Origin of the sequence: Sphingomonas vulcanisoli, from assembly GCF_011761305.1 — a bacterium.
GTDB lineage: Bacteria > Pseudomonadota > Alphaproteobacteria > Sphingomonadales > Sphingomonadaceae > Sphingomonas_I > Sphingomonas_I vulcanisoli.
In genome coordinates this window covers 1-18909 of record NZ_JAAOZC010000001.1, presented here as the reverse complement: position 1 = coordinate 18909, position 18909 = coordinate 1, and the positions used below count along the sequence as shown (strand labels likewise).

The window sequence follows — 18909 nt, the reverse complement described above, 5'->3', positions numbered from 1 at the left end:
GCTCCTTATGCTGGCGGCCGCCTTGCTGTTGCGCATGACGCAACTCGGCAACCCCGCGATCGAGGTGGACGAACAATTCTATTTGTTGGTCGGGGATCGCCTGCTGCACGGCCAACTCTTGTATCTAGACATCTGGGACCGCAAATCGCCGGGCGTCTTCGCGATCTATGCCGCGATCCGTCTGCTCGGCGGAGTTGGGATCGTGCAGTATCAGCTGGTCGCAACCGCCGTCGCCGCGGCGACGGCATGGGTCGTCAGCCGCATCGTCCGCAACATTGCGGGGGAATGGCCGGCGATCGTGGCGGGCCTCTCCTATCTGCTGTGGATCGGCACAGTAGGCGGCGATGGCGGGCAGGCGCCGGTTTTTTACAATCTGCCAATGGCGGGAGGTGCAGCGCTCGTTCTGCGTGCGTTGCGGGCTGAGGATGCGCAGCGCTTTAATGGACAGGCGATCGGCGCGATGGCGCTTGTTGGCCTCGCCATTCAGATAAAATATACCGCCGCGATCGAAGGCTTGTTTTTCGGCCTCGTCCTGACGTGGCAGGCGCACAAGCGTAACCCGCGAGCTGCAACCGTTATGTTGGTGCTGACCTGTGCTTTCGCGGCGATACTGCCGACGATGATCGCGTTCAGCGTTTTCGCGTATCTTGGCGCCGCGCATGAATTTTGGTTTGCCAATTTCCAGTCAATCGGCCTGCGCGACACGACACCCGGCGGCCCTAACCGCCTGATGGTGGATTTCCAGCTCAGTCTCGTGCTCGGCGCATGCTGCGCAGCATCCTGGTGGCAGCTGCGAAAGGAAAGCGATCCGCAAATACGGCAGTGGCGGCTTTTTCTGCTCGGATGGCTGGTAGCGGCCGTGCTGGGTTTCCTGTGTGTAGGCGCCTTTTTCTACCACTATCTACTGCCGGTTTACCTGCCGCTCTCGATCGGCGGGGCACCGATCTTCCGGCGACAGCCGATCGGAACGGCACTGGCCACGTTGGCGCTGTGGTCTCCGTTCTCCGCGAGCGGCTGGCCGAACGATAAAGATCGGGTGGAAGCGCAGGCGATGACCACATCGCTCGCGGCGCTCGTGCCATCGCAGGTCGATCGCGGCTGCATGCAGATGTTCGACGGGCCGCCGATCCTGTACCATCTGACCCACGCCTGCTTTGCCAGCCGCTGGGCTTTCCCGACACATCTGATGTCGGCGGTGGAGGCGCCCGCGATCGGCGTCGATCCCACCGCAGAAATGCGCCGCCTGATCGCGGCGAGACCGCTGGTACTTGTCGCGCCGTTGGTAATGGAAAGCAACAGCGCCGCCGTCGCCATTCTGCGTGCGGGGATCGCGCGATCCTATCGGCTCAAGGGCACGGTACTCTACGAAGACCGCCCGATCGCGGTCTATGTTAGCCGCTGATCAGTCGCTCAGCTTGTCCAGCCTGGCCTGAAGCGCCGCCATCTGCTCCTTGAGCGCGGCAAGATCGTCCTGCTTCGCCGGTGCCGGCGCCGAGGTAGGGGGAGCCTTCGCCGGCGTTCCCTGCTTGAGCTTGAACGCCTGCGCCGCGGCCTCCATCATATCCATGTTGCGCTTGGCGAGCTCGGCGAAGGGGCCGCCCGCGAACGCGCCCTGCATCGCCTGGCGGAACTGGGTCTGGTTGGTGCGGAATGCCTCCATCGAGGCTTCGAGATATTGCGGCACCATCGCCTGCATCGAATCGCCATAGAGCGAGATCAGCTCGCGCAGGAAACCCACGGGCAGCATCGTCTGGCCGCGATTTTCTTCTTCCATGATGATCTGGGTGAGGACGTTGTGCGTGATGTCCTCTTCGGTCTTGGCGTCCACGACCTTGAATTCGCGGCCTTCGCGCGTCATCTGCGCGAGGAACTCGAGAGTGATGTAGCTGGAGCTTTCGGTATTATAGAGCCGCCGGTTGGCGTACTTCTTGATAATGACCACACCGCCGTTCGAAGCCTTCGCCATGACATCCCTCTCTTCGTCCAACACGTTAGCATCAGATCATGATGCACCGCAACACGAACTGCGGCCCAAGCCGCTTCCCTTGTTCCTGCACATGCTGCGCAGCGAATATGGCGACGATCCCGCGCGCGTCGCCGCCGTGCTGGCGGGGGTGCGGGTCTACCAGCGGGCGCCGCGCGCCGCGGCGATGCGGCGCGAGATCGTCGCCCAGCACGGCCGCGCGCGCTTGTGGGGCTTCGGCGGCGAGGGGCGACCGATCGTGTTCATCCCCTCGATCATCAACGGACCGGAGATTCTCGATCTCGATGCCGATCGCTCCTTGATGCGCTGGCTGGCGGCGCGGGGGCTGCGCGCCTTGCTGGTCGATTGGGGCCCGCCCGAGGCCGATGAACGCGATTGCGATATCGGTGGCCATGTCCGGCGCCTGCTGCTGCCGCTACTGAACGGCCTGGATGAGCCACCACTAATGGTCGGCTATTGCCTGGGCGGCACGATGGCGATCGCCGCCGCTGCGCTCACGCCCGTCCACGGCCTCGTGACCATTGCCGCGCCGTGGGATTTTGCGGGTTATCCCGAAAACTCCCAGACCGAGATGCTGACGCTCTGGCTCGCTGCGCAAGAGGCTGCGGAGGCCACCGGGCTGCTGCCGATCGAGATCCTGCAGGCCGGCTTCTGGAAGCTCGATCCCGCACGCACGATCGCCAAATATGCGCGGCTTGCCGAGGTCGCCGATGACGCGGGCGCGGTCGCCCATTTCGTTGGCGTCGAGGATTGGGCGAACGGCGGCCCGCCCCTGACGCTGGGCGCCGCGCGGCACTTGTTCGAAGGGATGATCGAGCGGCAGGAGCCCGGACGCGGCGAATGGCGGATCGATGGCAAAGTGATCGATCCTGCGGGGTTGCGCGCGCCGATGCTGGAAATCATCTCGGAGAATGATCGCATCGTCCCCGCCGCGACCGCGTCGGGCGTGGGCGAGCGGCTCTCGCTGGATCTCGGCCATGTCGGCATGATTGTCGGTAGCCGCGCGCGCGAAACCCTGTGGGAGCCGTTGGCGGCGTGGATCGAGGCGCACGCCTGATCTGCCCGTGGCGCAATCCGGCGGTTGCGGGGCCGCGCGACACCCCCTAGCTGCACCCGCATGGCCGCTCCCATCCTCGCGTTTGAAGACCTTGGCGTCGTGCAGGGTTCCGGCTGGCTGTTCCGCCACCTCGATATCTTCATCCAGCCGCGCGATCGGCTGGCGCTGATCGGCCGCAACGGCGCGGGCAAGACCACGCTGCTCAAGCTGCTCGGCGGCAGGATTGATGCCGATGAGGGCCGCCGCACGATCGTCCCCGGCACCAAGGTCGTGCTGCTGGAGCAGGAGCCCGATCTCAGAAGCTTCGCCACCCTGCGCGATTATGCGCTTTCGGGCGAGGATGCGCCGCAATCCTATGAGGTGGAGGCGATCGCCGATCAGCTCGGCATCGATCTTGGCCGCGAAGCCGGGACCGCATCGGGCGGCGAGCGGCGCCGTGCCGCGATCGCGCGCGCGCTGGCGATGGACCCCGACGTGCTCCTGCTCGACGAGCCGACCAACCACCTCGATCTCGCGGCGATCGAATGGATCGAGAGCTGGCTTGGCCGCTTCGGCGGCGCCTTCGTCGTCATCAGCCACGATCGCACCTTCCTCACCCGCCTGACCAAGCAGACGCTGTGGCTGGATCGCGGCCAGATCCGGCGCAAGGAAGTCGGCTTCGGCGGCTTCGAAGCCTGGACCGAGGCGGTCTACGCAGAGGAAGAGCGCAACGCCGCCCGGCTCGACGCCAAGCTGCGCCTCGAAGAGCATTGGCTGCTGCGCGGCGTCACCGCGCGGCGCGCGCGCAATGAAGGCCGCAAGGCCAAGCTGATGGAAATGCGCGCCACCCGCGCCGCGATGCAGGCGCCGCAGGGGGCCGCGAAGCTCGTCACCGCCAGCGATAGCAGCAACACCAAGGTGGTGATCGATGCCGAGGGCGTGACCAAGCGGTTTCCCCAAACCGTTCGTGCTGAGCCTGTCGAAGCACCGTCCTTTTCTTCGGCTGGCGATAAGAAGGACGGCCCTTCGACAAGCTCAGGGCGGACGGGGGATGGGGCAGCCGAACGCACCATCATCCGGGACTTCACCTTCCGCGTCACCCGCCGCGATCGGATCGGCATCGTCGGCGCCAACGGCGCGGGCAAATCGACCTTGCTCAAGCTGCTCACCGGCGAACTCGCGCCCGACGAAGGCCGGATCCGCCTCTCGAAAACGCTCAACCCGGTGATCATCGATCAGCAGCGCAGCCGCATGGAGCCCGACAAGCGCCTACGCGACATCCTCGCCGACGGCGGCGACTGGATCGATGTGTTGGGCGCGCGCAAGCATGTCGCGGGCTATCTCAAGGAATTTCTGTTCGATCCCGGCATGGTCGATGCTCTGGTCGGCACGCTTTCGGGCGGCGAACGCTCGCGGTTGCTGCTCGCCCGCGAATTCGCGCGCCCGTCCAACCTGCTGGTGCTCGACGAGCCGACCAACGATCTCGATCTCGAAACGCTCGATCTGCTGCAGGATGTGATCGCCGATTATGATGGCACGGTGCTGATCGTCAGCCACGATCGCGATTTCCTCGACCGCACCGTGACCGTGACGCTGGGCCTCGATGGCAGCGGCAAGGTAGATGTCGTCGCCGGCGGCTACGCCGATTGGGTCCGCCAGCGCGCGCCCACCAAGGATGGCCGCAAGGCGCCCAAGACCGATGAGATCAGCCAGCGGCGCACGAACGACGCCCCCGCGCCCGCGGCGCCGAAGCGCAAGCTCACCTACATCGATCAGCGTGATCTCGAACTGCTGCCCAAGGAAATCGAGAAGATCGAAGCCGCCATCGCCCGGGATGAGGCCGCGCTTGCCGATCCCGAACTTTACACGCGCGATCCGAAACGCTTCCAGGGGCTCATGACCGGCATCGAAACCGCGCGCCGCCGCAAGGAAGAAGCTGAGACGCGGTGGCTGAAGCTGGCCGAAATGGCCGAGACGCTGGGTTGATTGAGGAGGCAAAGCTGGAAGGTCTCGGACCCACATCCCATCGCTTCGTTTCGCAGCGTCTGGCGTTGAACTTCGTCGATTGGGGCAATTCCGATGCGCCTTTGCTGGTACTGGTACACGGCGGGCGCGATCATGCGCGCAACTGGGATTGGGTTGCCCGCCGCCTTCGCCACAAATGGCATATCATCTGCCCCGATCTGCGCGGGCATGGCGACAGCGCCTGGTCGCCCGACGGCAGCTATGCGATGGGCTATTATGTCGCCGATCTGGCGCAGCTGATCCACCAGACCAGCGATGGCCCGATCTGCATGGTCGGTCATTCACTCGGCGGCGCGATCACGCTGCGTTATGCGGGCGTCTACCCCGACAAGGTGCGCAAACTCGCCGCGATGGAAGGTCTGGGCATCTCCCCGCTCGATCACCGATCGACCCAGCCCGTCGGTGAGCTGTGGCGCGATTGGATCGATGAACGCCGCGCGCTGAGCGCGCGGATGGCGCGCCGCTATGCGACGATCGCCGAGGCCTGCGCGCGGATGCAGCAGGAGAATAAGCATCTCTCAGCCGAGCAGGCGCTGCACCTCACCGTCCACGGCGTCAGCCGCAACGAGGATGGTTCGTATAGCTGGAAGTTCGACAATTATGTCCGCTCGGGCCTCCCCGGTGGCGTTACCGACGACGAACTGCACGAACTCTGGCACACTATCGATTGCCCCGTGTGGCTGGTCCACGGCGCGGACAGCTTCGCGCGCCACCCGGGCGAGGACGGTCGCGCCGCTTTCTTCAAGCAGGCCAGCGTCACCAGCTACGAAGGCGCCGGGCACTGGATGCACCACGATCGCTTCGAAAGCTTCGTCACCGATCTGGAAGCGTTCTTGGACGCTTGAACTTATCCTTCCCCGCCAGGGGGAGGATTGCCAATTGGCCACGCTCAGGCTTCAGCCGCTTTCGTATCCTTAGCCGTCCGCTTAGCGACCACATGATGCACCAGCGCGCTGCTCGCGCCCGCCAGCACGAGGATGATCAGTAGCAGCACGAGACCGGAATGCACGCGGCCGAACATCTTGTCGATCGCATCGCCCGCGAACACGCCGAGCGCGGTAAAGGCCACCGCCCACACCGCCGCCGAAAACGTATTGAGCGCCATGAAGCGCAGCCAGCCGATCTTGGTCAGCCCGATCGCCAGCGGGCTGACGATCCGGAGCCCATAGAGATAGCGGAAGGCCAGGATATAGCCGTTAGGATGCCGCTCGACGAAGCCTAGCGCGGTCTTGAGCGCGCGCTTCTCGCGCACCGCCCGCACCCAGCGCCAATCGCGAAACCAGCGGCCGAGCGCGAAGCAGGTCTGATCCATAGTGGTCGATCCGCCGAACGCCGCCAGCGCCACTTGCCACGCCGGAAACATCCCTCGCTGCGAAAGCGCGCCGCCGGCCAGCACGAAGCTTTCCCCTTCCGCCATCGCACCGACGAAAACGGCTGCGACGCCCCAATGCTGAAGGAGTTGTTCGACGCTCAGCTCAGCCCTTCCTCTTTCAGCGATTTCAAAATGGACGGACGATCGCGCATCCGATCGAAGTAAGACAGCAAAGACGGCGGCAGTTCCACCTCAAACTTGCGCGCCCACAGCAGCATCACGAACAGATAGCAATCGGCGACGCTGATGAGATCGCCAAGCAGGAAGCGGTTGCCGTTGAGCTTTTCGCCGACGAAGGCGAAACGCTTGGCCAGCGTCGCATGCGCCTCATCCTTCTCGGCATCGCTGGCGACGGGATTGTAGAAGGCCTTGTAATTCTTGTGCAATTCGGTGGAAATGAACGCCAGCATCTCCAGCGCGCGATAGCGTTCGATGCCGCGTGCAGGCAGCATCCGCCCGACAGTCTCGGCGATGTAGATCAGGATCGCGATATTCTCGGTGAGGATCTGGCCGTCGTCCAGCTCCAGCGCGGGAACATAGCCCTTGGGGTTCACCGCATAATAATCGCGGCCGTCCTCGGTCTGATGCGCCTTGAGATCGACCTTGATGCGGTCGTGCGCGATCTCGGCTTCATTGAGCGCGATATGATCCGCCAGGCTGCACGCGCCCGGCGCAAAATAGAGCTTCATGGCTTGTTTCTCCTTGGCTGGAGAAACGCCCGAAGCCCGGGCTCGGCTCCCAAAAGACCGAAACGGCTAGAGCCTCTTTCGCTGCCGCCCGGCGAGTTCGACGACATATTGCCACGCCACCCGCCCCGATCGGCTGCCGCGCGTCGTCGCCCAGGCGATCGCCTCCTGCGGATCGAAGGCCAGTCCGTGCGCTTCGGCATAACCCGCAACGATTGCGACATAGGTCGGCTGATCGATCATGTGGAAGCCAAGGCTCAGCCCAAAGCGATCGGCGAGCGCCAATTTATCGTCCATCACATCGCGCGCCGAAATCGCGTCCTGCTGCTCGGCCATTTCGCGCGGCACGATATGGCGGCGGTTGGCGGTAACGAACAGGCGGACGTTGGCGGGACGCGCCTCGGCCCCGCCCTCCAGCAGCGACCGCAGCCGCCGCGGCCCCTCGCCGCCCTCGTCGAACCCAAGATCGTCGATGAAGACCGCGAAGGCGCGTTCCGCGGGCGCAAGCAGGGCGAACAGCCGGGGCAGGCTTTCCAACATATGGCCCTCAGCCTCGACCAGCGCGAGTCCGCCGCCATCAGTCTGCACCGCGCCGACCGCCGCCTTGACGAGCGCCGACTTGCCCGTGCCGCGCGCGCCCCAAAGCAAGGCGTCATGCGCGGGAAGGCCCGCCGCCAAGCGCCGCAGATTTTCGACCAGCACGCCCTTCTGCGCATCGATCCCGGCGAGCAGATCGATCGGCACGGGCGCGAATTGCCGCGCAGCCTGCAGCACGCCATCCCAGACATAAGCCGGATGCGCGAGCGGATCGGCCGACTCCGGCGGCGAGGGCGAAAGCCGCTCCAGCGCGGCGGCGATGCGGGTGAGCAGTTCCTCGCTCATGCCCCGAGCGCCTCCAGTGCCGCGCCATCGATCCGCCACGGCTCCCAGCCGCTTTGCGGCCGGCCGCCTATAGCGCGATAGAAGGCCATCGCCGGTGCATTCCAATCGAGCACCGCCCAATCGATCCGCTTGGCGCCGAGCCGCCGCGCCTCGCGTCCCAATTCCTCGAACAAGGCGCGCCCCGCCCCCGATCCACGCACGCTTTCGTCCACCACCAGATCTTCGAGATAGATCCCGGAGCGTCCCGTCCAGGTGGAATAATTGAGGAACCACACCGCGATGCCGACGATCGCACCCTGCCGTTCGGCGACATGCGCGAACACCTGCGCGCCCTCCGTGAACAGCGTCTCGCGCAGGCTGTCCTCGGTGGCCTCCACCGCATCGGGCTGGCGCTCGTAGGTGGCGAGGTGCCGGATCAGGCGGAGGATCGCCGCCTCGTCCCCCGGCGCCGCGCGGCGAACTGCAACGCTCACAGCGCCGCTTCCATCGGCTCGGCCGCCGTGCGCCGCGCGGCGATCAGGCAACCGGCGATGATCAGCGCCGCGCCGCCCAGCGTCACCGCGCGGACGGACTCATGGAAGAACGCCCATCCGAAGAGGCTCGCCCACAGAAAGCCGGTATATTCCGAAGGCGCCATGCGATTGGCCGGCGCCTGGCTATAGGCCCAGGCGAGGAGAATGTTGGCGATCGTGGCGAACATGGCGCCCCCGATGGCGATCGGCCACTGGCTTGGCAATGGCCAGGCGCCCAGCCAGGGCGCGGCACAAAGCAGCACCGCCGCCATTACGCCATTCTGAAAGAAGGCGACCTCGATCGCATCCGAATGCGCCCCCTGCCGCCGCATCAGGATGATGTTGTAGGCATAGCAGAGCGCCGCGCAGAGCACGGCCAGCGTGCCGTACAGCGCCTGCTCGCTCTGCCCCGATCGCGCCGTACTGACCGCGACGACGAGCACGCCCGCGAAGGCGATCGCCGATGCGCCCAGCACATCGCGCCCGATCCGCTCCTTGAGCAGTACTACGGCCAGCCCCAGCGCGAGCAGCGGCGCGATGAAGCACAGCGCGATCGCCTGCGCCATCGGCACCCGCGCCAGTCCCCAGAAAAAGAGCATCGCCATCGCGGTGACGATCAATCCGCGCTCGATATGCAGCCGCATTGCCGCCCGTGTCGGCCAGGCCGGCCGCCGCGCCAGATACACGCCGCCCGAAAGGATCGTCCCCACCACCGATCGCCACAAGAGTGCGCAATAGACGCCGGACGCGAGCGTCAGCAGCTTCATGGTGACGTCCATCGCGGAATAGACCGCGATGCCCAAGCATGCAGCCGCGAAGGCGACGGGGGTGGAGATCGCGCGATCCAAGGTTAGCGAATGAGCTGGATCGTGACGTCCAGATCGAGCTCGGCCCATACGCGGTCGCCCGTCAAAATGGGAAGGCTGCGGTGCATGGCCAGCGAGAGACACGCCCGGTCAGCCATCGATAAGGAGCGTTTCCCGATTTTTGCCGGAAGAGTCGCAGCTAGAATCGCCTGCTCCTGCTCGAACGCTGCAAATCGGATGCCGAGCCGCAGCAGTTGGTCTGTCACCTCATCGGGCGCCAGCCCCTTATAGTACCTGGCCTTCGCAGCAGCCTCGAACAAATTTACGGTCGAAACTGGGGCGTTTCGGGCTTGCTCCAGCATTACCTCGCCGCCGGGCTCATCGAAGAAAAACGCCAAGAGCGCGGATGCATCAATCACAACCGTCATCAGCCGCCTTTTGCTGCCCAATCCTTGTGCGCAATGTCGTCCCGAGCCGCTTCTGCCTGCCGCTCGGCGATAAGCTCATCGACGGCACTTCCGTTCGGCCCGCCCACTGCCTTGCGAAAGAAAGCCTGCACCTCCTGCGTGACTTGCCGGTAGGTTTTGAGAACGAGGTGACCGCTCTCATCGCGTTCGATGATGAGGGAATCCCCATCCTTGATCCCGATCTCGCGACGAAGCTCGGCGGGTATGACGATCTTGCCGCCCGCGATAACCTTGGCTTGATAGGTCATAAGATCGCCTCCAGGTCCGAGTGTTTAACACGAGACCTGAAAGCGCGCTACCTTACTTCTGGACTTGGGGACTTCCTCTCACTCCGCGGCGACGGGCTCCGCCACCGCGCTCGCCGCCTCGATCTCCACCGCCTTGGCCTCGACCAGCTTGACGATATGCTCGATCATATCCTCATCCTGCACGGTATGATCGGTGACGCCCGAGAGATAGACCATATGCTTGCCGTTGCCGCCGCCGGTGAGGCCGATATCGGTCTCGCGCGCTTCGCCGGGGCCGTTGACGACGCAGCCGAGCACCGACAGCGACATCGGCACGCGGATATGCTGGAGCCGCTGCTCCAGCTTCTCAACCGTGCGGATGACGTCGAAGCCCTGCCGCGCGCAACTGGGACAGGAGATGACGCGGACGCCGCGCTGGCGCAGTCCGAGCGCCTTCAGCATCTCGAAGCCGACGCGCACTTCCTCCTCGGGCTCGGCCGAGAGCGAGACGCGGATCGTGTCGCCGATCCCGAACCACAGCAGGCTGCCCATGCCGATCGAGGATTTGACCGTGCCGCCGATCAGCCCGCCGGCTTCGGTGATGCCGAGGTGCAAGGGACAATCCACCGCTTCCGCCAGCTGCTGATAGGCAGCGACCGCCAGGAAGATATCGGACGCCTTCACCGCCACCTTATATTCGTGGAAATCCTGATCCTGCAGCAACTTGATATGATCGAGCGCGCTTTCGACGAGAGCCTCCGGACACGGCTCGCCATATTTTTCGAGCAGATCCTTTTCGAGGCTGCCGGCATTGACCCCGATCCGGATCGCGCAGCCATTGGCCTTGGCGGCACGGACGACTTCCGCCACGCGCTGTTCGCTGCCGATGTTGCCGGGATTGATCCGCAGACAGGCCGCGCCCGCGTCCGCCGCCTCCAGCGCGCGTTTATAGTGGAAATGGATGTCCGCCACGATCGGCACCTTGGCGGCGCGGACGATCTGCTTGAGGCCCGCGGTCGATGCCTCGTCCGGGCAGGAAACGCGGATGATGTCCGCCCCCGCCTCTTCGCAGCGGCGGATCTGGTCGACGGTGGCGCGCACATCCTCGGTCGGCGTGTTGGTCATCGTCTGCACCGTGATCGGCGCATCGCCGCCGACGGGGACGTTGCCGACCATGATCTGGCGTGAAGGGCGGCGCGTGATATCGCGCCAAGGGCGTATGGACATGCGCCGCATATAGCGCCGCGCCGTGACGGATGAAAGGCAGACGCAACGGATGACCGCATCCGGCTTGCACAAAGCCCTACCCTTGGCAAAAGCGATGGTGATGCAGCGCAGCAGCAAAAATCGCCATTACGGCATGGATTGGCTGCGGATCGGCGCCTTCCAGCTGCTCATCCTCTACCATATCGGCATGACCTTCGTGCCGTGGGACTATCATGTGAAGCTCGCCCAGCTCGATTGGGTGAGCGTGCTGATGCAGCTGACCAGCCCATGGCGGCTGGCGCTGCTCTTCGTCGTTTCAGGCTATGCCAGCGCCGCTTTGCTGGCGCGCAGCGAGAGCGCGGGGGCGTTCTTCAAGCAACGGCTGCTGCGTCTCGGCCTGCCTTTGCTGTTCGGAATCCTCGTCATCGTGCCGGTCCAGCCATGGGTGCAGATCGTCACCCAGCGCGGCTATGCGGGCGACTTCTGGACGTTCCTCACCCAGGACTATTTCAGCTTCCGTACGCTGGACAGCGTTCCCCTGCCCAATTGGATGCACCTCTGGTTCGTCGTCTATCTGCTGCTCTACACCGCCGTGCTCGCCGCCGGGCAGACCTTGCCCGCCAAGTGGAAGCGGGCCTTGTTCCGCGCCGGTGAGCGGCTGTTCGCCGGGCCGCAGTTGCTGATTGTCGGCATCTTCTTCGTTTTCTGGGTGCGTGGGCGGCTGATCCCCGGCTGGGAGGATGCGCACGATCCGCTGATCGATTGGAGTGCCCATGCCCATTATGGCGGCATGTTCCTGTTCGGCGTGCTGCTGCGCAATTCGGACAGGCTGATGGCGAGCATGGTGCGCGCATGGAAGCCCGCAGCGGCTTTGGCAATCGGCGGCTATGCGGTGCTGGCGACGCTGGAACTGATCCATCCCGGCCCCGAGCCCTTGCCCGATGCCCTGCGCCCGCTGCTGTGGACCGCGCGCGCGATCGAGAGCTTCGGGGCGACGGTGGCGCTGATCGGCATCGCCGAAACCTATGCCAACCGCGATCACCGCTGGCGGCACACGCTGGCCGAAGCGGTGTTCCCCTTCTACCTCGTCCACCAGACGGTGATCGTGCTGCTGGGCTATGCGCTGATCGGCACCGGCCTCAACCTGTTCGTGGCCTTCCTGATCATGGTGGCGGGCACGATCGCGGGGTGCTGGGCCTTCTACCTCATCGGCCGGCGGATCGATTGGCTGCGGCCGTTGATCGGGTTGAAACGGATCGGGAAACGGGGCTTGGAGCTGAGGGCAGCTCCAGCCTGATATGCTGCCTACCAGTGATTGTTCTTGATGTGTTCTTTTGCCTGCGCGATACTGGTACGATGGATTCGCCTCCTCGTCCCGGCCGCGGCGCCACCCGCAACGAGACGCCGCAGCGTTTCAACCTGCAGGCGCGCGAGGCGGATGGCGATTGGCTCGATCAGGCCGAGGCTGTCGACGGCGGGCCGACGCCGCTCCGCACGACCGTCACGATCGAGCGGCCGAAGACGATCCTCACCTGCAACGCCTCGCCCGATGTGCCGTTCGATCGCTCGATCAACCCCTATCGCGGCTGTGAGCATGGCTGCATCTATTGCTTCGCGCGGCCGACGCACGCCTTCCACGATCTCTCCCCCGGCCTCGATTTCGAGACCAAGCTCTTCGCCAAGCCCGATGCGCCGATCCTGTTGCGCAAGGAGCTCGCCGCGCGTGGCTATGTGGCAAAGCCGATCGCGTTCGGCACCAACACCGATCCCTATCAGCCGATCGAGGGCCAGTGGCGGATCACCCGCGCCTGCCTGGAGGTGTTGGCGGAGTGCCGCCATCCGTTCACCATCACCACCAAATCCGATCGCGTGCTGAGCGATCTCGATCTCATCGCGCCGATGGCCGCCAGGGGTCTCGCAGCCGTGGTCCTGTCGATCCCGACCATCGATCCGGCGATCGCACGCACTTTGGAGCCGCGCGCGACCCGTCCGGCCAAAAGGCTCGCGGCGGTGCGTAAGCTCACAGAGGCCAAGGTGCCGGTCCACGTCTCGATCGCGCCGATCGTGCCGCAGATCACCGATCATGAGATGGAGCATATCCTGGAGGCCGCCGCTAAGGCCGGCGCGCGCGGCGCTTTCTTCTTGCCCGTCCGCCTGCCGCACGAGGTCGCGCCGCTGTTCCGCGCCTGGCTGGACGCACACTATCCCGATCGCGCCGCCAAAGTGATGGCCACGATCCAATCGATCCGGGGAGGCCGGGACAATGATCCCGATTTCTTCACGCGCATGAAAGGCCAGGGGCCATGGGCGGACCTGCTCCGCACCCGCTTCCAAATCGCGACGCGGAGGCTGGGTTTGAACAAGGAGCGGCTGGCGCTGCGGACGGATTTGTTCAGGCCGCCCGAGGGGGATCAGATGCGGTTGCTGTAAGCGCTTAGCCCCTCCCTTCAGGGGAGGGGCTTTAGCTCACTTCCGCTCCCCCTTTGTCTCGTCCCGCTTGGCCTTGAACTCCGCACCCGCCGCCCACTCCGGCCACTCACGCGCATTGGCCAGCCGCTCGCCCAGATCGAACAGTAAGGTCAGATCCTGCACCGCACCCGCCAAATTCCAGTCGGCGCTCCATTCGTCGGCAGGCTGGTGGTAGCGGGTCTTGGTGTAATCGGCCGCCAAAGCCTCGCCCCGCGCGGTGCCGCCTTCGACCAGATCGTTGCCGCTCTTGAAGCTGATCGCCGGCACGCCCTGCTTGGCGAAGGAGAAATGATCGGAGCGGTAGAAGCTGCCCGCTTCGGGATGCGGTTCGGGCGTGAAGGTGCGGCCCGCCCTGGTCCCTTCCGCGATCAGATCGTCGAGCAGACCGAGCTTGGCCGAACCGGAGATGGTGAAGTTGCGCGCCGGGCCGGCGACGTTGATCCCATCCATATTGATCACACCCACCGTCTTGCCGAGCGGATAGACGGGATGCGTCGCATAATATTCGCTGCCCAGCAGCCCCTTTTCCTCCGCTGTCAGCGATAGGAAGACGACGGATCGCTGCGGCTTGGGCGCCGTGGCGAAGGCGTGCGCGATGGCGATCAACGCCGCCGTGCCGGAGGCATTGTCCACCGCGCCATTATAGATCTTATCGCCCTTCGCATCGGGCGCGCCGATGCCGAGATGATCCCAATGCGCCGAATAGATCAAGGTCTCGTCGGGATGCTTGGTGCCGGGCACCATACCCAGCACATTGTGCGAGACGATCTTGCGGACATCGGCATCCAGCAGCACCGACAGCGTCGCCTTCAGCGGGATCGGCGTGAAGGCGCGCGTCTGTGCCTGCTTCTTCACCGCATCAAAATCGAGGCCCGAGGCCTTGAAGAGATCGACCGCCAGATCGCGTTGGATCCAGCTCTCGAACGGCGTGTGCGCCTCGGCGGGCCTATCGCGGACGATATCGAATTGCGCATTGGTGTTGGAATTCTTGACCGTATTCCATCCGTAGGACGCCGGGCCGCTTTCATGCACGACGAGCACCCCCGCCGCCCCGCGCCGCGCGGCTTCCTCATATTTGTAGGTCCAGCGGCCATAATAGGTCATCGCCTTGCCACCGAAATCACCCTGCCCGGTTTCGTAATCGGGATCGTTGATCAGCACGACGATGATCTTGCCGTGCAAGTCCAGGCCCTTGAAATCGTCCCACTTCTTCTCGGGCGCGGTGACGCCGTAGCCGACGAAGACCAACGGTGCGCCCGCCAGCGCGATATGGGTCGTGCCGTCCATCGGCGCGCGCACGGCGATCTCCGCGCCCTGGGTCAGGATCCGCCGCTCGCCGCCGATCATCATCGCCATCTCGGGCTGGCCGAGGATCTCGGATCGGAGCAGCGGCACGTTTTGCAGCCAGCCATGCTTGCCATCGGGGAGCGGATCGCCCGCGGGAACGAGCCCGGCCTCGTGCATCCGCTGCGCAACAAAGCTGATCGTCTTGGTCTCGCCCCGCGTCGCGGGCCCTCGGCCTTCGAAGTCATCCGAGGACAGCGTTTTGATATCCTGCGAGATCGATGCGGCATCGATCGCGGGCGGTGTCTGCGCTGCCGCCCAGGATGCCGCAACCGCCGCAATCGCGGCTCCCCCCAACCAAGCTTTCATGCCCCGCGCGCTCCCTGCCGTTGCTGACGAGGATGGCGGCGCGCCGCCGTTACGGCAAGCGGTCAGTTTGAGGCGATCTGCATGCCCGCGTTGCGGTCCGGCACGCCGTCAAGCTGCGCGATCAGCTTGGCATCGCGATCATAAGGATCGCCATAGGTCACGAGATCGCCATCGTCGCCGCGGTCCATGGTGAAATAGACCAGATAGACCGGCCACCGTTTCGGCAGCATCACCGTGGCGGTCTTGCTCTGGCCGAGCGCGTCCTGAAGCTCGCCATCGTCGCCGCCGTCCCGCATCAGCTCGGATGCCAGACCGGCGATATCCTTCACGCGCACGCAGCCATGGCTCAGATCGCGCTGATCACGCGCGAACCCCGCCTTGGCCGGCGTATCATGCAGGTAGATCGCCTGATCGTTGATGAGGTTGAACTTGATCTTGCCGAGCGCATTGCGCGGCCCCGGCGGCTGACGAAAGCTCGCCTGGCCATTGGCGGAGGCATAGACGAAGCCCGCCTTGCCGGGCCGCATATTTTCCTTGCGGATGATGCTCTGCGGCACGTTCCACCACGGGTTTACCACCAGAGAGGTCGCAGGGCTCACCATCTGCGGCGTCGGCGTGGCGGGCGCTCCGACGACGACCGTGTAGGTGGACGTCGCCTCACCGTCCTGCACGACGCGGAGGCGATAGCTCGGAACGTTCACGTAGAGATAATCGCTGCCCAGATCGCGCGGCATCCAGCGCCAGCGCTCCATATTGGCGCGGATACGGTCGCGGTCGGCGCCATGGGCATCGGCCAGGGCATCGCGGAGCGCCGCATAGCGGGCATCGGTGGGTAGCAAGCTCGCAAGAAACGGGCCGACCTTGTGCGCGGCGACGGCCTGATCGAGCCGCGCCGAAAGGCCCGCCATTTCATAGGCGGACCGTTCGATATGCCAATCGAAGGCTTCGCGATCGCCGACCCTGCCGAAATAATAATCATGGGCCAGAGTTAAGGCCGCCGCTTGAGCGACCCGATCGAGATCCGGCCCGGCGCCCGCATCGATCGCGGCGCGCAGACCATCGGGATTATAGTCGGAGCTATGCAGGCCCTCGGCCGGCGCCCCTTCGATCGCGCTCAGCAACTGCCTGGCGCTGGCCACCGACCAGGCCGCTTCGATCGGCGCCGAAACCGGCACTTGCGCAACCGCCGAGGTCGCGTTCGAAGACGGCGGCAGATCGGTTGCGCCGGTCGTCGCAAATGCTGCGGACGCAAGAAGAAACCCGCGCAGCCCAAAGGCTGCAACGCCATCCACCTTTACCATCGCTACGCTCCCGATACTTACCCAGGTTAAACACTCTTCGGGCGCGGGCGATCCGTAGTCGGACGCTTGTCAACAACTTTATTTCGGGTTCAGCCTTTCGTGCGTCCAGCCGAAACATCTGCTAGAGGCGCCAGCGGCAAGCGAGGGAGCCCGATGGCGCAGACTCTGTTCATTCTTAACGGACCCAATCTCAACCTGCTGGGCGTGCGTGAGCCGGAGATTTATGGCCGCGAGACATTGGCCGATATCGAAGCGGCCTGCCGCGCCGAAGCAGAGGCCGCCGGCCTGGCGCTGCGTTTCCACCAGACCAACGCCGAACATGAGATGATCGATTGGATCCAGGAAGCGCGCACCGGCGCCGCCGGCCTGATCCTCAATCCCGCCGCCTTCAGCTATGCCGGCTATCCGATCTATGACGCGCTCAAGATGTGCGATTGCCCGATCATCGAGGTCCACATCAGCAACATCCACCGCCGCGACGAAGCCTGGCGCGCCAATTCGATCATGACCGCGGCGGCGACCGGCATCATCAGCGGCCTCGGCACGCACGGCTATCTGCTGGCGGTGAAGCACATCCGGAAGCTGCGGGGCGCATAACCGCCGGGCACCCGGCGACGCCGCGAACCGATCAAAGCTTTTTCGTGTTCGCCTCGACCGCCGCAAGGATCAGCGCCCGCAGCGCCCCGGCATCGACCATTTCATCCTCGCTAATATCGATCGCGCGGCGGACGTTGCCGTCCAGGCTGGAGTTGAACAACCCATCGGGATCGGGCAGCGAAGCACCCTTGGCGAAGGTGAGTTTGACGACCTTCTTGTACGTCTCGCCCGTGAACAGGATCCCGCCCTTCTCGAAGGTCGGCACACCCAGCCATTTCCAGCCTTCGACGATATCGGGCACCGCCTCGTGAACGATTGCCCGCACCCGCGCCAATGTCTCGCCACGCCAGCCACCCAGTTCCGCGATGCGTGCATCGATATGCTCCGCAGCTGTAAGCTCGGCCATTCGCGCGCCCTCCGTCACTTCACCGCGTAGAGCTTGGCCTTCTCGCGGGGACGGCTGTCTATCTCCGCCACCGGCCCAAGCAGCACCTCCACCACACCCGGCAGATGCTCGATCGACGCGGCGAGATCGGCATCGACCTGGAAGCCGCCGCCGATCGCCAGCCGCGCCTCGCCCGCTAAGGCCGGCATGATCAATTCGATCTCACCCCGCCCGCCGCGCGCATCGCCGAGGATCGGCGCGAGGATCGCGGGCGCGCCGGCATCGGCGATCCGGATCGTCATCTTGAGCCGTGCCGAGGCGGCGAGGCCTTCCAACGGGCGGGAATTGCGCACCGTCAGGCGCGGCGTCTCCTCGCCCGGCCGCTTGTCGAGCTCGCAGGTCAGCAGCAGGCATTGGCCCGCCTTGGCCGCTTTCTCGATCTCCTCCGTTGCCGCATCATCGAAGATGCTGACGATGAACTGGCCGGTCGCATCCGAGCAGGTGGCGAGCAGATAGCGGTTGCCGCGTGCCGAGGTGCGCCAGCGCGCTTCTTCGATCAGCGCTGCGATCTTGGCGGTGGGGCGGCTGGTCGGGCGGCCGCGCTCGTCGCGCTCGGGCTCCGGAACGGCCATCGCGGAGACCGCCGCATAGCTGCGCGCGCCGTCGGCCTGCGCGGCGTGACGATAGCGATCGGTGGGGTGCGCGGAGAAATAGAAGCCGAACGCCTCCTTTTCCGCCGCCATCCGCTCGGCGACCGACCAGCGCACATCCTTGGGCAGGCGGATGTGCGCGTGATTGCCGTCGCCGGGGCCGCCGAACAGCCCGCCCTGACCGCTCGTGCGCTGATCGTGCGCCTTAGCGGCTTCGGCGAGGATCGTCTCGGCAGCGGCGTGGACCGCGGCGCGATCACCCTCGATCGCATCGAACGCGCCGCCCGCCGCAAGGCTTTCGAGCTGGCGGCGGTTGAGCGCCTGCGGATCGACCCGCTCGGCGAAATCCTCAAGGCTCTTGAACGGGCCCTTGGCCGCACGCTCTTCGACAAGCTGCTCCATCGCCTTCTCGCCCACGCCCTTGAGCGCGCCGAGCGCGTACCGCACCGCATATAGCCCCTCCCCTTCAGGGGAGGGGTTGGGGTGGGGGATGCCCGCGGGATCTCGCGCGAGCTCTACTGGCCTGGCGGACTGGGGGGCCCCCCCCCCCCCCCCCCCCCCCCGGGGGGGGGGGGGGCGCCCCCCCCCCCCCGCCACCAAAGTCGGGCACGGCGGGGGGGGGTAGAGTGGTTGGAGAGAGAGATGTGAGGG

20 protein-coding genes are annotated in these 18909 nt (G+C 65.3%); 7 read left to right on the top strand and 13 right to left on the bottom strand.

Going from position 1 to position 18909, the window contains the following annotated elements; all coding sequences use genetic code 11:
- The first annotated feature begins 7 nt into the window (after positions 1–7).
- Positions 8–1402, top strand: a complete 1395-nt coding sequence (locus FHS31_RS00100; RefSeq protein ID WP_167070907.1) for a glycosyltransferase family 39 protein — start codon at positions 8–10, stop codon at positions 1400–1402.
- Here FHS31_RS00100 and phaR read toward each other — a convergent pair whose 3' ends face one another.
- Positions 1403–1966 (bottom strand): polyhydroxyalkanoate synthesis repressor PhaR, encoded by a 564-nt coding sequence (gene phaR, locus FHS31_RS00095; protein WP_167070906.1) that lies wholly within the window; start codon positions 1964–1966, stop codon positions 1403–1405.
- On the opposite strand from phaR, the gene FHS31_RS00090 reads away from it, so the two are divergent.
- From FHS31_RS00090 to FHS31_RS00080, 3 genes are read left to right on the top strand one after another with little or no spacing between them, the layout of a single operon-like run.
- A complete protein-coding gene (locus FHS31_RS00090) occupies positions 1965–3041 on the top strand; it encodes an alpha/beta hydrolase (RefSeq protein WP_167070905.1) in 1077 nt (358 codons plus the stop codon). The two genes, phaR and FHS31_RS00090, sit on opposite strands and share 2 nt — an antisense overlap.
- Positions 3042–3101: 60 nt before the next feature.
- Positions 3102–5006, top strand: a complete 1905-nt coding sequence (locus FHS31_RS00085) for an ABC-F family ATP-binding cassette domain-containing protein (RefSeq protein ID WP_167070904.1) — start codon at positions 3102–3104, stop codon at positions 5004–5006.
- Positions 5003–5890: an alpha/beta fold hydrolase gene (locus FHS31_RS00080; protein ID WP_243843181.1), complete on the top strand. Its 888-nt coding sequence runs from the start codon at positions 5003–5005 to the stop codon at positions 5888–5890. The genes FHS31_RS00085 and FHS31_RS00080 overlap by 4 nt, the downstream gene beginning before the upstream one ends.
- A gap of 44 nt (positions 5891–5934) precedes the next feature.
- On the opposite strand, the gene FHS31_RS00075 is transcribed toward FHS31_RS00080, so the two are convergent.
- The 8 genes from FHS31_RS00075 to ispG form a co-directional block, all read right to left on the bottom strand.
- Complete coding sequence (locus tag FHS31_RS00075; protein ID WP_167070903.1) at positions 5935–6462, bottom strand: DedA family protein; 528 nt, start codon at positions 6460–6462, stop codon at positions 5935–5937.
- Between the two features lie 53 nt (positions 6463–6515).
- A complete protein-coding gene (locus tag FHS31_RS00070) occupies positions 6516–7106 on the bottom strand; it encodes a glutathione binding-like protein (protein WP_167070902.1) in 591 nt (196 codons plus the stop codon).
- Positions 7107–7172: 66 nt separating this feature from the next.
- Entirely contained in the window at positions 7173–7985 is an 813-nt protein-coding gene (locus FHS31_RS00065; RefSeq protein ID WP_167070901.1) for an ATP-binding protein, read from the bottom strand.
- Entirely contained in the window at positions 7982–8458 is a 477-nt protein-coding gene (locus FHS31_RS00060) for a GNAT family N-acetyltransferase (protein WP_167070900.1), read from the bottom strand. The genes FHS31_RS00065 and FHS31_RS00060 overlap by 4 nt, the downstream gene beginning before the upstream one ends.
- Positions 8455–9345, bottom strand: coding sequence for a DMT family transporter (locus FHS31_RS00055; RefSeq protein ID WP_243843180.1), 891 nt, complete (start codon positions 9343–9345; stop codon positions 8455–8457). Before FHS31_RS00055 ends, FHS31_RS00060 begins: the two co-directional genes overlap by 4 nt.
- Before the next feature lie 2 nt (positions 9346–9347).
- Positions 9348–9731 carry a PIN domain-containing protein gene (locus FHS31_RS00050; RefSeq protein WP_167070898.1) on the bottom strand — a complete coding sequence of 128 codons (384 nt, stop codon included), beginning with the start codon at positions 9729–9731 and terminating at the stop codon, positions 9348–9350.
- Complete coding sequence (locus tag FHS31_RS00045) at positions 9731–10018, bottom strand: AbrB/MazE/SpoVT family DNA-binding domain-containing protein (protein WP_167070897.1); 288 nt, start codon at positions 10016–10018, stop codon at positions 9731–9733. Before FHS31_RS00045 ends, FHS31_RS00050 begins: the two co-directional genes overlap by 1 nt.
- Positions 10019–10096: 78 nt before the next feature.
- Positions 10097–11224: a flavodoxin-dependent (E)-4-hydroxy-3-methylbut-2-enyl-diphosphate synthase gene (gene ispG / locus FHS31_RS00040; RefSeq protein WP_167070896.1), complete on the bottom strand. Its 1128-nt coding sequence runs from the start codon at positions 11222–11224 to the stop codon at positions 10097–10099.
- A gap of 100 nt (positions 11225–11324) precedes the next feature.
- On the opposite strand from ispG, the gene FHS31_RS00035 reads away from it, so the two are divergent.
- Together FHS31_RS00035 and FHS31_RS00030 are read left to right on the top strand one after the other, a co-directional pair.
- Positions 11325–12500: an acyltransferase family protein gene (locus FHS31_RS00035; RefSeq protein ID WP_167070895.1), complete on the top strand. Its 1176-nt coding sequence runs from the start codon at positions 11325–11327 to the stop codon at positions 12498–12500.
- A gap of 59 nt (positions 12501–12559) precedes the next feature.
- Positions 12560–13633: a PA0069 family radical SAM protein gene (locus FHS31_RS00030; protein ID WP_167070894.1), complete on the top strand. Its 1074-nt coding sequence runs from the start codon at positions 12560–12562 to the stop codon at positions 13631–13633.
- Between the two features lie 36 nt (positions 13634–13669).
- Here FHS31_RS00030 and FHS31_RS00025 read toward each other — a convergent pair whose 3' ends face one another.
- Together FHS31_RS00025 and FHS31_RS00020 are read right to left on the bottom strand one after the other, a co-directional pair.
- Positions 13670–15325, bottom strand: a complete 1656-nt coding sequence (locus tag FHS31_RS00025; protein WP_167070893.1) for a M28 family metallopeptidase — start codon at positions 15323–15325, stop codon at positions 13670–13672.
- Positions 15326–15387: 62 nt separating this feature from the next.
- Positions 15388–16626 carry a L,D-transpeptidase family protein gene (locus FHS31_RS00020; protein WP_167070892.1) on the bottom strand — a complete coding sequence of 413 codons (1239 nt, stop codon included), beginning with the start codon at positions 16624–16626 and terminating at the stop codon, positions 15388–15390.
- 153 nt (positions 16627–16779) lie between these two features.
- Here FHS31_RS00020 and FHS31_RS00015 point away from each other — a divergent pair, with 153 nt between their 5' ends.
- Complete coding sequence (locus tag FHS31_RS00015) at positions 16780–17223, top strand: type II 3-dehydroquinate dehydratase (protein WP_167070891.1); 444 nt, start codon at positions 16780–16782, stop codon at positions 17221–17223.
- Positions 17224–17254: 31 nt separating this feature from the next.
- On the opposite strand, the gene FHS31_RS00010 is transcribed toward FHS31_RS00015, so the two are convergent.
- Complete coding sequence (locus FHS31_RS00010; protein ID WP_167070890.1) at positions 17255–17629, bottom strand: DUF1801 domain-containing protein; 375 nt, start codon at positions 17627–17629, stop codon at positions 17255–17257.
- 14 nt (positions 17630–17643) lie between these two features.
- A complete protein-coding gene (locus FHS31_RS00005) occupies positions 17644–18705 on the bottom strand; it encodes a DUF655 domain-containing protein (RefSeq protein WP_341786248.1) in 1062 nt (353 codons plus the stop codon).
- Positions 18706–18909 lie beyond the last annotated feature (204 nt).

What these genes read in the sequence shown, in the direction of transcription:
- FHS31_RS00100 (WP_167070907.1), top strand. Translation starts at nt 8, where the DNA reads ATGCTGGCGGCCGCCTTGCTGTTGCGCATGACGCAACTCGGCAACCCC.
- FHS31_RS00090 (WP_167070905.1), top strand. Translation starts at nt 1,965, where the DNA reads ATGACATCCCTCTCTTCGTCCAACACGTTAGCATCAGATCATGATGCA.
- phaR (WP_167070906.1), bottom strand. Translation starts at nt 1,966, where the DNA reads ATGGCGAAGGCTTCGAACGGCGGTGTGGTCATTATCAAGAAGTACGCC.
- FHS31_RS00085 (WP_167070904.1), top strand. Translation starts at nt 3,102, where the DNA reads ATGGCCGCTCCCATCCTCGCGTTTGAAGACCTTGGCGTCGTGCAGGGT.
- FHS31_RS00075 (WP_167070903.1), bottom strand. Translation starts at nt 6,462, where the DNA reads ATGGCGGAAGGGGAAAGCTTCGTGCTGGCCGGCGGCGCGCTTTCGCAG.
- FHS31_RS00070 (WP_167070902.1), bottom strand. Translation starts at nt 7,106, where the DNA reads ATGAAGCTCTATTTTGCGCCGGGCGCGTGCAGCCTGGCGGATCATATC.
- FHS31_RS00065 (WP_167070901.1), bottom strand. Translation starts at nt 7,985, where the DNA reads ATGAGCGAGGAACTGCTCACCCGCATCGCCGCCGCGCTGGAGCGGCTT.
- FHS31_RS00050 (WP_167070898.1), bottom strand. Translation starts at nt 9,731, where the DNA reads ATGACGGTTGTGATTGATGCATCCGCGCTCTTGGCGTTTTTCTTCGAT.
- FHS31_RS00045 (WP_167070897.1), bottom strand. Translation starts at nt 10,018, where the DNA reads ATGACCTATCAAGCCAAGGTTATCGCGGGCGGCAAGATCGTCATACCC.
- ispG (WP_167070896.1), bottom strand. Translation starts at nt 11,224, where the DNA reads ATGTCCATACGCCCTTGGCGCGATATCACGCGCCGCCCTTCACGCCAG.
- FHS31_RS00035 (WP_167070895.1), top strand. Translation starts at nt 11,325, where the DNA reads ATGCAGCGCAGCAGCAAAAATCGCCATTACGGCATGGATTGGCTGCGG.
- FHS31_RS00030 (WP_167070894.1), top strand. Translation starts at nt 12,560, where the DNA reads ATGGATTCGCCTCCTCGTCCCGGCCGCGGCGCCACCCGCAACGAGACG.
- FHS31_RS00025 (WP_167070893.1), bottom strand. Translation starts at nt 15,325, where the DNA reads ATGAAAGCTTGGTTGGGGGGAGCCGCGATTGCGGCGGTTGCGGCATCC.
- FHS31_RS00020 (WP_167070892.1), bottom strand. Translation starts at nt 16,626, where the DNA reads ATGGTAAAGGTGGATGGCGTTGCAGCCTTTGGGCTGCGCGGGTTTCTT.
- FHS31_RS00015 (WP_167070891.1), top strand. Translation starts at nt 16,780, where the DNA reads ATGGCGCAGACTCTGTTCATTCTTAACGGACCCAATCTCAACCTGCTG.
- FHS31_RS00010 (WP_167070890.1), bottom strand. Translation starts at nt 17,629, where the DNA reads ATGGCCGAGCTTACAGCTGCGGAGCATATCGATGCACGCATCGCGGAA.